The following is a 14,048-nucleotide window of genomic DNA, read 5'->3' as shown; positions in this document are numbered from 1 at the left end:
CGTCATATGCTGTTTAACCAGCGTCTGATATCGGCGGGTAAGGCGAGAGTCAATCCCGCCAACAGATAGGTTGAAATCATTCTGCAAAGTAATAACAGGTATCACGATAAATGTGTAGATACCTATGACTTTGATGTGGACCTGCAATTGCATGTACCTCATTAATATGCCGCTGTATATCCTGCATGAATTGCATTTGCCGGAGAAAACCGCCGGGGTGATGATGGGTACCGCCGCCGGGCTGGAAATACCCACCATGCTGCTGGCCGGCTGGTTAAGCAAGCGCTGGGGGAAACGGCGGTTGATGCGACTGGCGGTGGCGGCCGGGGCGCTGTTTTACCTCGGCATGCTGGTGATACACGATCCTACGGCGCTGTTGATGCTGCAATGGCTGAACGCCGTTTTCATCGGGATTTTGGCCGGCATCGGCATGATCTATTTTCAAGATTTGATGCCCGGTCAGGCCGGGGCCGCCACGACCTTGTTCACCAATAGTGGCCGGGTGGGCTGGATTATCGCCGGCTCGCTGGCCGGGCTGGTGTCGACAATCGGGCAATTTCACGGCGTATTTTCCCTGTCGCTGCTCATGATTGCCGGCGCCGGATATTGCATGTGGCGCATTCGTGATGTAGATTCGCCGCAGCCCCGCGACACACTGCTTGCCCCTCTTCCCAACGCCGACGGCAACGGTAAGGTGTCGTCCTGATCCCGATATACACTACAGGTCCTTGTTAATGGCTAGAGCTAATGAAATAAAGCGCGGTATGGCGATAAATTACAACGGTAAATTATTGCTAGTTAAAGACATCGACATCCAAAGCCCGAGCGCGCGCGGCGCCAGCACGCTATATAAAATGCGTTTTGCCGACGTACGTACCGGTTTGAAAGTGGAAGAGCGCTTCAAAGGCGACGATATCCTGGACACTATTACCCTGACGCGGCATTCGGTGACGTTTTCCTATGTGGACGGCGATGAATATATCTTTATGGATGATGAGGATTACACCCCCTACATCTTCAAAAAAGATCAGATTGAAGACGAGCTGCTGTTTATTCCTGAAGGCGGTATTCCCGGTATGCAAGTGCTGACGATGGACAGCGTGGTGCTGGCGCTGGAACTGCCGCAGACGGTGGATCTGGATATCGTCGACACCACGCCGGGTATCAAAGGGGCTTCCGCCAGCGCGCGCACCAAACCTGCGACCCTGACCACGGGTCTGGTGATTCAAGTACCGGAATACCTCAGCAGCGGTGAGCGTATCCGCATCCATGTGGCGGAACGCCGTTATATGGGACGCGCCGACTAACCCAGCTCCGCTCAACCTCACCGCGCTTTCTGACCGCGCGACATCAATTAAGCGGCCCTTATCGGCTTTGCGCGCTATCCACGGCGCAGGCCGAACAGGCCGTATCGGTTAATCGCCTGACGCCGTTAGGTGGTGCATGTCGAGACAGCATATCGATGGCCGGTTTGCTGCCTGACGCCGCTAGGTGGTGCATGTCGAGACAGCATATCGACGGCCGGTTAACCGCCTGACGCCGCTAGGTGGTGCATGTTGAGACAGCATATCGACGGCCTGTTTGCTGCCTTCCCCTTCCGACATGCTACGCCGGCAAAAAAAGCGGTTTTCTGCTGCTTGGCTTGCAGCATTAACTTTTCATGTTTACTCTGTTAACAAAAAAATCACTTTTCCTTGGTCGCGCCGTCACCGGGCGCAGACTTCCCTTGATAGAGGACAACCCATGCCAACCCTCGCCTCACGGCCGCTACCGCATCACGTGCAGCAGCCGGGCTACGATCGTCGCCGCCTTGTCAGCCGTATTGTGCATATTGGTTTTGGTGCGTTCCACCGCGCCCACCAGGGCGTCATGACTGACCGGGTGCTCAATCGTCACGGCGGCGACTGGGGAATATGCGAGGTCAGCTTGCACAGCGCCGATCTGCTGGCAGCACTTCGGCGTCAGGATCATCTTTATACCGTCGTGTCCAAGGGGCCCGAGGGGGAACGCGCGCGGGTAATAGGCGCGGTATGCGACTCGCTTGTCGTCGCCGAACAGGGTATTGATGCCCTGCTGGCCAAGCTTGCCGAGCCGCAGGTCGCCATCGTTTCGCTGACCATCACCGAAAAAGGGTACTGCATTGAACCGGGCAGCGGCCAACTCGACCTCACCCACCCGGGCATCATGGCCGATTTGGCGGCGCCACACGCGCCTGCCACGGTGCCCGGCATCCTGGTGGAAGCGCTTAATCTGCGCTATCAACGCGGTTTGGCGCCGTTTACCGTGCTTTCCTGCGACAACATTCCCGGCAATGGACATGTCGTGCGCGCCTCGGTGCTGGGGCTCGCCCAGGCGCGGGACGCGGCGCTTGGCCGCTGGATAGCCGATAACGCCTCTTTCCCGGCCACCATGGTGGATCGTATCGTCCCCGCCGCCAGCGAGGAGATGCTTGCGGAGGTGGCGGCAATCCTCGGCGTACGGGATCCCTGCGCCATCGCCTGCGAGCCCTTTATTCAATGGGTCATAGAAGATAACTTTGTCGCCGGCCGCCCACAATGGGAGCTGGCGGGAGCCCAGTTGGTCAATGATGTGGCGCCGTTTGAAGAAATGAAGCTGCGGATGCTTAATGGCAGCCATTCGTTCCTCGCCTGGCTGGGTTATCTGGCCGGTTACGCACATATCAGCGACTGCATGAACGACGCCACACTGCGCGCCGCGGTCGAGAAGCTGATGCTTGACGAACAAGCGCCCACCCTGCAGGCCATTGCAGGAGTGGACACCGGCGACTACGCGCGGCAATTGCTGGCGCGTTTCGCTAACCCGGCGCTGAAGCATCGCACCTGGCAAATCGCGATGGACAGTACGCAAAAACTGCCGCAGCGTATTCTTGATCCGCTGCGTTGGCATTTACGACAAGGCAGCCCTGCGCCGCTGCTGACGCTGCTGACGCTGGCGGTCGCAGGCTGGATGCGTTACGTTGGCGGCATTGACGAGCGGGGACAACCTATCGCTATTCGCGATCCGCTACAGGGCACGCTTGCGGCGATCGTCGCCCGGCATGAAGAGGGGCCGGCGCGCGTGCGGGCATGGCTTGCGCTTTGCAACGTTTTCGGTCAGGATCTGCCGGAAAACCCGGCGTTCGTCGCCGCGGTCACCGAGGCCTATCGTTCGCTGATGCAGCACGGCGCGCTGGCGACGGTGGCCGGCCTGGTTAACGACTAAAGCGGAACCGCCATGACGACCCAAACCACCCTGGTAACCGGTTTTCTCGGTAGTGGCAAAACCACCACCTTACGCCATTTTCTCAGCCACAAACCCGCCGACGAAAAGTGGGCTATCCTGGTGAACGAATTCGGCGAAATCGGGGTCGATGGCGCCCTGCTCGCCGACAGCGGCGCGCTGCTCAAAGAGATCCCCGGCGGCTGCATGTGCTGCGTTAACGGTTTGCCGCTGCAAATCGGCCTCAACACCTTGCTAACGCGCAACCGGCCCGATAGATTATTGATAGAGCCCACCGGCCTCGGTCATCCCGCGCAAATCCTGGCGCTGCTCGCCTCCGATACTTATCACAACTGGCTTCAGTTACGGGCGACGCTGTGCCTGCTTGACGCGCGACAGCTTAGCCAACCACGCTATCACGACAACGAAAACTTCCGCAGCCAGTTGGCCGCGGCCGATATCGTCGTCGCCAACAAACAGGAAACCTACGCTGACGCTGACCGGCAGTCATTGGCGGCATGGTGGCGCACCAACGCAGACGGCCGCGCGCTGTTCACCGTCAGCCATGGACAGCTGCCGCTAACGCTGTTGGACAGCCCGCGGGCAAATCTGCGAACGCTGTCCCCCGGCGCCGGGCATCAGCATCAGCACGCTGCGCCCCCCGCCGGCCTGGCCGCACTCCGCCTGCCGGACAATCAAGGTTGGCGCCGCGCGCTGAATCAGGGGCAAGGCTATCATGCCTGCGGTTGGATATTTGCGGGCGCAACGCGTTTTGACACTCTGGGACTGCTGGAATGGGTGCGTCTGGCGCCGGTTGAACGCCTTAGAGGCGTATTGCGGATTAGCGAGGGTACGCTACGGGTTAACCGTCAGGGGCACTATCTGCACACGGAAACGCTGCCGCAGCCGCCGGCGGATAGCCGAATAGAGCTTATTCACCCGCAGGCCGCGGACTGGAATCACCTGCAAAGCGGATTGTTGAAACTTCGTTTAAATTATCTAGCTTATAGTTTAACGAGTTCAATCTGTCATATTAAGGGTTTTCCATGTCTCGCCTCCCGGCCGTGGCGATGCTGAGCTTGCTTGGCGTGGCGTTGTTTATTTCATGGTACCTGCCCGCACATCATGGTATCTGGTTCACGCTCGACAGCCACATCTACCACGCGGTCAATCATCAGGCGGTCCGCCATCCGCTGTTTGCTGATTTACTGGCTATCACCAACAATCGCGTTTTCGATCTCTGCTCATTGCTGGCGATGGGTACTCTGTACCTGCACTACTTCCTGCACGCCGATGCCGCCGGCCGTCACCGCATGCTGGCGATTGCTCTGGCCATGATCATCACCGCCCTGGTGCTCAACCAGCTGGGCCATCTGGGCCATCTGGTGCCGGTGTCGCATGTCAGTCCGTCACGCTATTTCAAAGCCACGCCCGGCGGCGTCAGCATTGCCGAGCTGACCCGTATTCCCACTAAAGAGTTCTCAGGCGACAGCTTTCCGGGCGATCATGGCATGCTGCTGATGATTTTTGCCGCCTTTATGCTGCACTATTTCGGCCGCCGGGCTTTCCTGCAGGCGGTGTTGATTGTCCTGTTCTTCTCGACGCCGCGGATCCTGATAGGCGCGCACTGGTTCACCGATGTCGCTGTCGGTTCATTGTCCATCGTTCTGGTGGGGTTGGGGCTGTGGTTGCCCGGCGGCGGATGCGATGCGCTGGTGAGCTGGCTTGAACGCCACCTGCCGAGCGCGACCTTGTTTACCCGGCGTCATCAGCCGCACGGATAAGAAAATAGTATTCGCCGTTTGCCCGCCGTTTGCCACCGGGAAAGCGGTCCTGTGCGTCGCCGCCCCGCCGTCAACGCCACGGTATGCCCATGCAACCTGCCCCGGCGCCGCTTTTGCCAGCGGCAGGTGATTATTTCCGCAATGGTATTCTGTGCAGGCTGGCAAATAATGACATCATTAAAAGTTATAAGTTTACGTTTAAAAAACCTCGCTTTCCTTTATTCATTACGGTAACCTCGAATTCGCTCGACGTCCGGTCCGTTATTTTTTTTACCCTTTAAGCGATTGTGTGAGTAATACCACACACTTGATGAACGAAATCTGTTCAATTAGGACGCGCGCTCAACTCTCATTGGTTTGGCATTTTATAACGACATTGTCGTTAAGGACTTCAAGGGACAACACGAATAATGGTCAAATCTCAACCTATCTTGAGATATGTTCTGCGGCTCATCCCCGCAGTGGCGGTTGCTGCCATGCTCTCCGCCTGCAGTACTTCTCATAGTCCGAAACAAACCGCTGACATGCGTGCAGTAAACGATTCAAATCATTTTTTACTGCAAGCCTCTCAGGATGAATTTGAAGAAATGGTTCGTAATGTGGATATTAAATCCAAAATTATGGATCAATATGCCGACTGGAAAGGCGTGCGTTATCGCCTCGGCGGCAGTACTAAACGGGGTATTGATTGCTCCGGTTTTGTCCAAATGACCTTCCGCGAGCAGTTTGGCCTTGATCTGCCGCGTTCCACGCTGGATCAGCGGGAAATAGGTTCCAAAATTCAACGTACTAAGCTGCGCCCAGGCGACCTGGTGCTGTTTCGTGCCGGCTCAACCGGCCGTCACGTCGGTATTTATCTGGGTAACGATCAATTCGTTCATGCTTCCACCAGCAGTGGCGTCATGATTTCCAACCTGAATAAAAGCTATTGGAAGTCTCGCTACCGCGAAGCCCGTCGGGTGTTGCCCAACAGAGCACAGAGTTAATTTGGTTATTAATTGAACGTCCGCACTGCCCAATGAGAGAAACAAAAGCCGCCTGCCAGCGGCTTTTTTTATTGTTCGTCCCCTTCGCAATAAATTAATGCTTGTGTAAATTAATTGATTTACAAAATTCACAAACCAATTAATGACTGTTAATTAATTAATACTTTCCTCATCAGCATTTTCATTAATCTGTGATTTAATTGTTTTAACATTGTTGCCGGAAATTTGTCATTATCCCGCCGCTTTGCGTGATTAAAGCCAAGGATAATCGGCGCGGTGACAACATTACCCGCCCCGTGCAGCAGTATAATTTGCCGGCATTCCGCCGTCGCGACATGACAAAAGCGCGCCTTTACCCCGCCGGCCCAGGATAATTGCCATGCCAAATAGGGGCGCCGACAACGATGTGAGAGAGGAGAGTGGTGTCTGCAGCGGCGGTGAGCGCCACGAGGCGGGGTTGAAGCGGCAAGGGACCGACGGCCGGGATCATCACGACAATAGGGTGCCAGTCGCGGCAGGCGATGTTACAGCTTTCAATCGGAATAGCCTTAAAAAAACAGTTTTGCCGGTCATCGACGACAGACAGCGACACCCCCTTAGCCCTATAGCGGTAAATTTCGCTCCAGCCACTGCAGGGAGGCAAAGCCCTCAGCGGCCACGGCAGCAGGCGCCGTTTGCCGGTAGCGATCGTTGAAAATCTCCAGCGACCAGACGCCTTGGTATCCCGCCTGCTGCGCGGCGGCGGCAAACGCCGTCACCGCCAAAGTGCCTCTGCCGGGAAAACAGCGATGATGACGGCTCCATTGATCTACCGGCATCGCCGGATAAGGGCGGGCGGCGGCATCCGCCATTTGTAGAAAGTAAAGCTTGTCGGCCGGGATGGCCATTATCTCCTGTGCCCCTTCCCCCTGCGCCAGGACGTGAAAACTGTCCAGCATGATACCCAGATGCGGGTGATTGACGGCGCGTACGCGGTCCCACGCCTGACTAAGACGATTGACATAGGTGCCCCAGGCCAGCGCTTCAAAGGCCACTGCGCAATCATGCTGCTGCGCCAGATTAGCCAAACACCCAAGATCTTCTATCTGCGCCTGCGGTTCGGGCGACGTTGCCGCATCGGTCCCGCTACAGGCCAGTAACAGCCCACAGCCGAGCTGGTTCATCTGCTCCAGCATTCGTTGCGCGTTTTCGTTTACCTCGGCGCGGCGTTCCGGCGGCGCACCGACGAAATCGCGCAGCGGTTGCAGCAGCACCACCTCCAGTTCCAAGGCCTGCGTTAAGCGATGGATGTCCCGCACGCTGCCGGGGAAAGTCTGTAAATCGTCGGCAAAAATCTCCACGGCAGTAAAGCCCGCACGGGCAATGGCTTCGAGTTTTTCCGGCAACGTGCCCGATAACGCCACGGTGGCGATAGCTTTACGCATCATCCTTCTCTTGCTACTCCGTCTCAGGCGGGGAACATGACTGATTGTTTAACAATTATGGTAAAAAACCATTATAGTCCTCAATAGCATCGCTGATTAATCTGTCCATTCCCGCCGGCGATGCATAACGATGCAGGAGCATACGCTGATGTTTCCACGTTTTTGGCTGGCGCTGTTGTTCAGCGTTATTTGCCTGTGTGCCCGGGGCGAACCCTTGCACGACGGCTATGCTTTCGCGCTGTTGGGCGAACCGCGCTACCCGCCTGACTTCACCCATTTCGACTATGTTAATCCGGCCGCGCCCAAGGGTGGCCGCGTGACCATGGCCGCCATCGGCACCTTCGACAATTTCAATCGTTACGCCTCGCGCGGCACGGCGGCGGCGCGTACGGAACAGCTTTATGACAGTCTTTATGTCACCTCCGATGACGAAGTGGGCAGCTATTATCCACTCGTCGCCGACTCGGCCCGTTATCCCGCCAATTATGCCTGGGCGGAAATCACGCTCAATCCACGGGCCCGCTACCATAATCATCAACCGATGACCGCCGCCGACGTCGCGTTCACTTTCAATAAGTTCATGACCGAGGGCGTCCCCCAGTTCCGGGTGTTCTATAAAGGGGTGAAGGTAAAGGCTATCTCGCGGCTAACGGTCCGCTACGAATTCCCCGAGCCGAATAAAGATGCGTTTTTAGGGCTTCTTACGCTGCCGATACTTCCGGAAAGCTTTTGGTCGCAGCATAAACTGAGCGATCCCCTCACTTTCCCCCCTCCCGCCAGCGGCCCCTATCGCATCACCGCCTGGCGCACCGGCCAATCGGTGACGTATAGCCGGGTGAAGGATTATTGGGCGGCCACGCTGCCGGTTAATGTCGGGCGCTACAACTTTGATACCCTGCGCTATGACTATTATCTCGATGATAATGTCGCTATGGAGGCTTTCAAAGCCGGGGCTTTCGATCTGCGCATTGAAGGCTCACCCAAAAAATGGGCGACTCAGTACCGCGGCGGTAACTTCGACCGTGGTTTTATCGTTCATCGCGAAGTGGCCAACAACGCGCCGGTGGGAACACCCTGGCTGAGCTTTAACATTCAGCGGCCGCCGTTTGCCGACCGTCGCGTCCGCGAGGCGCTGTCGCTGGCGTTCGATTTTGAATGGATGAACAAGGCGCTGTTTTATAATGGCTATCAGCGCGTTAACAGTTACTTCATGAACACCGACTATGCCGCCCGCGCTTATCCAGACGCCGCCGAGCTGACGCTACTGGCGCCGCTGAAAAAGCAGGTGCCGCCGGAGGTGTTTAACGCGATTTACCAGCCGCCGGTGTCCAACGGCAGCGGCTACGACCGCCGCAATCTACTTAAGGCGCTGGGGTTGCTAAAACAAGCCGGCTGGACGCTGCGCAATCAGCGCCTGGTCGACGCACACGGCAAACCGTTCAGCTTTGAATTGTTGGTAATGAGCGGTGGCAATAACCAGTACATTTTGCCTTTTCAGCACAGCCTGTCCCGCCTCGGCATCACCATGACGGTACGCGAAGTAGACAGCGCCCAATTTATTAACCGCCTGCGTAAACGGGATTTCGATATGATCCCCTCCACCTACGGCGCCTACGCCTTTCCCAGTAGCGATCTGCAAATCATTTGGGGTTCGGCCTATGTGGAGTCCAGCTATAACCGTCCCGGGGTAAAAGACCCCGCTATCGACTCGCTGATTAACCAAATCGTGCGCCATCAGGGTGATAAAGCGGCGTTACTGCCGCTAGGAAGGGCGTTGGACCGCGTGTTAACCTGGAATTATTTTATGATCCCGCTGTGGTATTCGCATCAGATCCGCCTGGCCTACTGGGACAAATTCGCCATGCCCGCCCAACGCCCCGCCTACGATCTGGGTTTCGACGGCTGGTGGTATGATGTCAATAAAGCGGCGCAGCTGCCCGCCCAGCGGCGCTGACGAGGAGGAGTGGCGTGACGTCTTATTTACTAAAACGCCTGCTGTTAATTATCCCTACGCTGTGGGCCATTATCACGCTCAACTTTTTTATCGTGCAAATTGCGCCCGGCGGGCCGGTGGATCAGGCGATAGCCGCCATCGAACTGGGACAAACGGCCGGCTTCGGCGGCAGCCACGGCGGCGATCCCCTGTCACGCAATCAGACCCTGCACGGTGGCCAATTGGGGGATAATCAATATCGCGGCGCGCGGGGGCTGGATCCGGAGGTGATTGCCGAAATAACCCGCCGCTACGGTTTCGATAAGCCGCTGCACGAACGTTACTTCAGGATGTTATGGCAATATGTCCGCTTTGACTTCGGCGACAGTTTGTTTCGCGGCGCCTCGGTGATGCAACTTATCAAAGACAGCCTGCCGGTTTCGGTCTCCCTGGGGGTATGGAGTACGCTGATTATCTATCTGGTGTCGATTCCGCTCGGCATCAAAAAGGCGGTACGCAACGGCAGCACCTTCGATACCTGGAGCAGCTCGCTCATTATCATCGGCTACGCCATTCCGGCGTTTTTGTTCGCCGTCCTGCTCATCGTGCTGTTCGCCGGCGGCAGTTATCTGGACTGGTTCCCGCTTCGCGGTCTGGTGTCCGGTGATTTCGACGCCCTGCCCTGGTATGGCAAGATAACCGATTATTTCTGGCACCTTACCCTGCCGGTACTGGCGATGGTGATTGGCGGCTTTGCCACCTTAACTATGCTGACCAAAAACGCGTTTCTCGACGAGATCCGCAAACAGTATGTTATCACCGCCCGCGCCAAGGGACTCAAGGAAGGCGCCATCCTGTATCGCCATGTTTTTCGCAACGCCATGATGCTGGTTATCGCGGGTTTTCCCGCCACCTTTATCAGCATGTTTTTTACCGGTTCATTGCTCATTGAAGTGATGTTTTCCCTTAACGGCCTGGGGCTGCTGGGCTATGACGCCACGCTGTCGCGCGATTACCCCGTCATGTTCGGTACGCTGTACATCTTCACGCTCATCGGTCTGCTGTTGAATATCATCAGCGATATGACCTATACGCTGGTCGATCCCAGAATTGATTTCGGGAGGCGCCATTGAAATCGTTGTCTCCGGTGAATCAGGCGCGCTGGGCGCGCTTTCGCCACAATCGCCGCGGCTATTGGTCGCTGTGGTTGTTTATGTTGCTGTTCGCGTTTAGTTTGTGTTCAGAGCTTATCGCCAACGACAAACCGCTGCTGGTGCGGTATCAGAGTCAATTCTATCTGCCGTTGTTGCATGATTACAGCGAGGCTGACTTCGGCGGCCCGCTGGCCACCCGCGCGGACTACCGCGATCCGTGGCTGACGCAGCGGCTTGAGGAACAAGGTTGGGCGCTGTGGGCGCCGGTGCGTTTCAACTATCGCACCATTAACTACGCCTCAGCCTCGCCGTTCCCGGCGCCGCCCGGGGCGGGGAATTGGCTCGGCACCGACAGCAACGGCCGCGATGTGCTGGCCAATCTGCTGTATGGCTTCCGGCTGTCGATGCTGTTCGGGCTGGAGTTAACGTTTTTGTCGAGCCTTATCGGCATCCTGGTCGGCGCCACCCAGGGTTATTACGGCGGGCGTCTGGATTTGTGGGGCCAGCGCTTTATTGAGGTCTGGTCCGGTATGCCGACGCTGTTTCTGATCATTTTACTCTCAAGCGTCGTGCCGCCCAATTTCTGGTGGCTGCTGGGCATTACCGTCCTTTTTGGCTGGATGAGCTTGGTCGGCGTGGTGCGGGCGGAGTTTCTGCGCACCCGCAATTTCGACTATATCCGCGCCGCGCAGGCAATGGGCGTTAGCGATCGGCACATTATGCTGCGCCATATGCTACCTAACGCCATGGTAGCAACGCTCACTTTTCTGCCGTTTATCTTGTGCGGCTCGATAACCACGCTTACCTCGTTGGACTTCCTCGGCTTCGGCCTGCCGCTCGGCTCGCCCTCGCTGGGAAATCTGCTCTTGGAAGGCAAAAATAATTTGCAGGCGCCGTGGCTCGGGATTACCGCATTTATCACCCTGGCGCTGGTGCTGTCGTTATTAATTTTCATCGGCGAAGCGGTGCGCGACGCCTTCGATCCGGGGAAGGCGTATTAATATGAACCGCACGCCGTTATTGGCTATCAATCACTTGAGTGTGGCGTTCCGCCAGGGAACGTCGGTGCGCCGGGTCGTCGATGATGTGTCGCTCACGCTGCACGCAGGCGAAACGCTGGCGCTGGTGGGCGAATCGGGTTCCGGCAAAAGCGTCACCGCATTGTCGGTCCTGCGCCTGCTGCCCGCGCCGCCGGTTGAGTACCCCGGCGGGGAAATCCGCTTTAACGGGGAAAGTTTGCTTGATGCCGATGAGGCAGCCCTGAGGCGTATTCGCGGCAATGATATCGCGATGATTTTTCAAGAGCCGATGTCGTCGCTCAACCCGCTGCACACGCTTGAGAAGCAACTCAGCGAAGTTCTGCTGCTGCATCGCGGTATGGGGGGAAAAACCGCCCGCGCCGTGGCGTTGGCGAGCCTTGAGCGGGTCGGCATTCATCACCCCGCCAGCCGCTTGCGCGACTATCCGCATCAGTTGTCCGGCGGCGAACGTCAGCGGGTGATGATCGCGATGGCGCTGTTAACGCGGCCAAAACTGTTGATAGCCGATGAACCGACGACCGCCCTTGATGTGACGGTCCAGGCGCAGATCCTGCAATTGTTGGCGGAACTACGCCGGGAATTGGACATGGCGCTGCTGTTTATTACCCACGACCTGAATAGCGTTCGCCAAATGGCGGATCGGGTGGCGGTGATGCAAAACGGGCGCTGCGTGGAAACCAATAGTTGCCAAACCCTGTTCAGCGCGCCGGCGCATCCCTATACACAGCGATTACTGGCCGCTGAACCGTCCGGCCAGCCGCCTGCGCTAGCGCCGGACGCCGCCCCCCTGCTGCGGGTAACCCATCTGGGGGCCCGCTATGGCGGTGCCGGGCGGATATTCGCCCGGCGTCAGGCGCCGAAAACCGCTCTGAGCGGTCTTGGCTTTACGCTGCGCCGCGGCGAAAGTCTGGGATTGGTGGGGGAATCCGGCTCCGGGAAAAGCTCCGCCGCGCTGGCGCTGCTGCGGCTCATCGCCAGCGAGGGCGAAATCTGGTTTGACGATATGCCCCTGCATCAGTTTAACCGCCGGCAAATGCTGCCGCTGCGCCGGCGCATCCAGGTCGTGTTTCAAGACCCCTACTCGGCGTTGAATCCACGCTTATCCATGGCGGAAATTGTCGCAGAGGGTCTGCAGGTGCACCAGAAGCTCAGTGCGCAGGCGGTGGAGCAGCGGGTGGTTGCGGCGCTGGAGGAAGTCGGTTTGGATGCCGCCAGCCGCCACCGCTATCCGGGAGAGTTCTCCGGCGGTCAGCGCCAGCGTATCGCCATCGCGCGCGCGTTGATTTTGCAGCCCGAGTTGGTTCTCCTCGATGAACCGACCTCCTCTTTGGATCGCTCGGTACAGGCCCAGATCCTGTCGTTACTGCAAGCCCTACAGCAAAAACACCGCTTGACCTATATTTTTATCAGTCATGATTTACAGGTAATACGCGCGATGTGCCATCAGGTGGTGGTGCTGCGCCAGGGACAGGTGGTGGAACAAGGCAGCGCCGACGAAGTGTTCCGTACCCCGCAGGCGGCGTATACCCGGGAATTGATGACGGCGGGGCGTCAACTCGTCCCTGAACGCTAGCGTTATGCGACAGCGGGGTTACCTGGCGCGGTAAAGCGATGAAAGCAGCCCGCCGAGGCGTGGCGGGGAGTGACAGGCGGTGGCTCGTGGCCGGTGACGCTCTGAAGAGACAAGCTTTATGCGATGTGCGGCGCGCCAGCGGGTTCTGCCACCGCCACGCCGATATTTTTAATACGACACAGACCGGCGCATTCGTCATCACGGTGCAAAAACAAACACGCTTCGCCGTCGCATTCCACGATCGAGCAGCTGACTTCAATTTCGGCCAAGGTGCGGGCGAGCTCGCGCATGACCTGCCAGGACGTGTCACCGCCGTGACTCAGCAGCGTCAGACCGATGAGGACATTGTCATCATGGCGGGCTTCGATAACCGGCTCTACCTTGAGCCCGGTATGGCCTTGCAGCCAGCGGTAATGATGCGGTAACCGGTGTACCACGGATAATTGTAAATTCGTCACTGCCTCTCCCCAGAAGCGCCATCACATAACAATTTTATCACATAATCATAATGATGGCGTGACATCTGCACAAAAAACGTCACATTGCGGCATTTATTAGCGTCAAAAGTGTTATAAGGATCGACATTTTAACCGCTATGTAACCTTTTTTGGCTACGTAATACAACTTTTTTTATGCATGCCTGTTACATCATGTAGAGACATCATCAATGACGGCCAGGGTTACGCACGCCCACTCCCTGCCTGCCTGCCTGCCTGCGCCACTGAAACGCGAGCGCAGGTAATACCAGGGTGGCGGATTTTACTGCATGGAGAGGCCAGGCGAAGATTGCCCGGCGCCGCAGGCCAATGGCATAGGTATCTACACATTTATCGTGATACCTGTTATTACTTTGCAGAATGATTTCAACCTATCTGTTGGCGGGATTGACTCTCGCCTTACCCGCCGATATCAGACGCTGGTTAAACAGCATATGA

11 protein-coding genes and 1 pseudogene are annotated in these 14,048 nt (G+C 57.2%); 10 read left to right on the top strand and 2 right to left on the bottom strand.

The window, feature by feature from the left end; all coding sequences use genetic code 11:
- Positions 1-127: 127 nt before the first annotated feature.
- The 6 genes and pseudogenes from CINSTRO3249_RS06140 to mepS all read left to right on the top strand — a co-directional run.
- Positions 128-706 (top strand): annotated as a pseudogene (locus tag CINSTRO3249_RS06140) (MFS transporter); the annotation flags it as partial.
- A gap of 28 nt (positions 707-734) precedes the next feature.
- Positions 735-1,307: an elongation factor P-like protein YeiP gene (gene yeiP, locus CINSTRO3249_RS06135; protein WP_074012605.1), complete on the top strand. Its 573-nt coding sequence runs from the start codon at positions 735-737 to the stop codon at positions 1,305-1,307.
- A gap of 436 nt (positions 1,308-1,743) precedes the next feature.
- Positions 1,744-3,222, top strand: a complete 1,479-nt coding sequence (locus tag CINSTRO3249_RS06130; RefSeq protein ID WP_074012604.1) for a mannitol dehydrogenase family protein — start codon at positions 1,744-1,746, stop codon at positions 3,220-3,222.
- Between the two features lie 12 nt (positions 3,223-3,234).
- Positions 3,235-4,296 carry a CobW family GTP-binding protein gene (locus CINSTRO3249_RS06125; RefSeq protein WP_074012603.1) on the top strand — a complete coding sequence of 354 codons (1,062 nt, stop codon included), beginning with the start codon at positions 3,235-3,237 and terminating at the stop codon, positions 4,294-4,296.
- Positions 4,266-5,003 (top strand): phosphatase PAP2 family protein, encoded by a 738-nt coding sequence (locus CINSTRO3249_RS06120; protein ID WP_074012602.1) that lies wholly within the window; start codon positions 4,266-4,268, stop codon positions 5,001-5,003. Before CINSTRO3249_RS06125 ends, CINSTRO3249_RS06120 begins: the two co-directional genes overlap by 31 nt.
- A gap of 410 nt (positions 5,004-5,413) precedes the next feature.
- A complete protein-coding gene (gene mepS / locus CINSTRO3249_RS06110; RefSeq protein WP_074012600.1) occupies positions 5,414-5,989 on the top strand; it encodes a bifunctional murein DD-endopeptidase/murein LD-carboxypeptidase in 576 nt (191 codons plus the stop codon).
- A gap of 602 nt (positions 5,990-6,591) precedes the next feature.
- Here mepS and CINSTRO3249_RS06100 read toward each other — a convergent pair.
- Positions 6,592-7,416, bottom strand: coding sequence for a sugar phosphate isomerase/epimerase family protein (locus CINSTRO3249_RS06100; protein WP_074012598.1), 825 nt, complete (start codon positions 7,414-7,416; stop codon positions 6,592-6,594).
- A gap of 145 nt (positions 7,417-7,561) precedes the next feature.
- Here CINSTRO3249_RS06100 and CINSTRO3249_RS06095 point away from each other — a divergent pair, with 145 nt between their 5' ends.
- Genes CINSTRO3249_RS06095 through yejF form a run of 4 tightly spaced genes read left to right on the top strand, consistent with a single transcriptional unit; the run spans position 7,562 to position 13,113 of the window.
- Positions 7,562-9,367, top strand: a complete 1,806-nt coding sequence (locus CINSTRO3249_RS06095) for an extracellular solute-binding protein (protein ID WP_074012606.1) — start codon at positions 7,562-7,564, stop codon at positions 9,365-9,367.
- 14 nt (positions 9,368-9,381) lie between these two features.
- Positions 9,382-10,479: a microcin C ABC transporter permease YejB gene (locus CINSTRO3249_RS06090; RefSeq protein ID WP_074012597.1), complete on the top strand. Its 1,098-nt coding sequence runs from the start codon at positions 9,382-9,384 to the stop codon at positions 10,477-10,479.
- On the top strand, positions 10,476-11,501 hold the full coding sequence (locus CINSTRO3249_RS06085; RefSeq protein WP_074012596.1) for an ABC transporter permease: 1,026 nt from the start codon (positions 10,476-10,478) through the stop codon (positions 11,499-11,501). Before CINSTRO3249_RS06090 ends, CINSTRO3249_RS06085 begins: the two co-directional genes overlap by 4 nt.
- A gap of 1 nt (position 11,502) precedes the next feature.
- The gene (gene yejF, locus CINSTRO3249_RS06080; protein ID WP_074012595.1) at positions 11,503-13,113 is read left to right on the top strand and encodes a microcin C ABC transporter ATP-binding protein YejF; all 1,611 of its coding nucleotides are present in this window, start codon (positions 11,503-11,505) and stop codon (positions 13,111-13,113) included.
- A 116-nt stretch (positions 13,114-13,229) separates the two neighbouring features.
- Here yejF and CINSTRO3249_RS06075 read toward each other — a convergent pair whose 3' ends face one another.
- Positions 13,230-13,571, bottom strand: a complete 342-nt coding sequence (locus tag CINSTRO3249_RS06075; RefSeq protein ID WP_074012594.1) for a YejG family protein — start codon at positions 13,569-13,571, stop codon at positions 13,230-13,232.
- Between the last annotated feature and the right edge of the window lie 477 nt (positions 13,572-14,048).

Origin of the sequence: Candidatus Sodalis sp. SoCistrobi, from assembly GCF_900143145.1 — a bacterium.
Lineage (GTDB): Bacteria > Pseudomonadota > Gammaproteobacteria > Enterobacterales > Enterobacteriaceae > SoCistrobi.
The sequence above is the reverse complement of the archived record's forward strand: the minus strand, read 5'-3'. Positions and strand labels throughout refer to the sequence as shown.

What these genes read in the sequence shown, in the direction of transcription:
- yeiP (WP_074012605.1), top strand. Translation starts at nt 735, where the DNA reads ATGGCTAGAGCTAATGAAATAAAGCGCGGTATGGCGATAAATTACAAC.
- CINSTRO3249_RS06130 (WP_074012604.1), top strand. Translation starts at nt 1,744, where the DNA reads ATGCCAACCCTCGCCTCACGGCCGCTACCGCATCACGTGCAGCAGCCG.
- CINSTRO3249_RS06125 (WP_074012603.1), top strand. Translation starts at nt 3,235, where the DNA reads ATGACGACCCAAACCACCCTGGTAACCGGTTTTCTCGGTAGTGGCAAA.
- CINSTRO3249_RS06120 (WP_074012602.1), top strand. Translation starts at nt 4,266, where the DNA reads ATGTCTCGCCTCCCGGCCGTGGCGATGCTGAGCTTGCTTGGCGTGGCG.
- mepS (WP_074012600.1), top strand. Translation starts at nt 5,414, where the DNA reads ATGGTCAAATCTCAACCTATCTTGAGATATGTTCTGCGGCTCATCCCC.
- CINSTRO3249_RS06100 (WP_074012598.1), bottom strand. Translation starts at nt 7,416, where the DNA reads ATGATGCGTAAAGCTATCGCCACCGTGGCGTTATCGGGCACGTTGCCG.
- CINSTRO3249_RS06095 (WP_074012606.1), top strand. Translation starts at nt 7,562, where the DNA reads ATGTTTCCACGTTTTTGGCTGGCGCTGTTGTTCAGCGTTATTTGCCTG.
- yejF (WP_074012595.1), top strand. Translation starts at nt 11,503, where the DNA reads ATGAACCGCACGCCGTTATTGGCTATCAATCACTTGAGTGTGGCGTTC.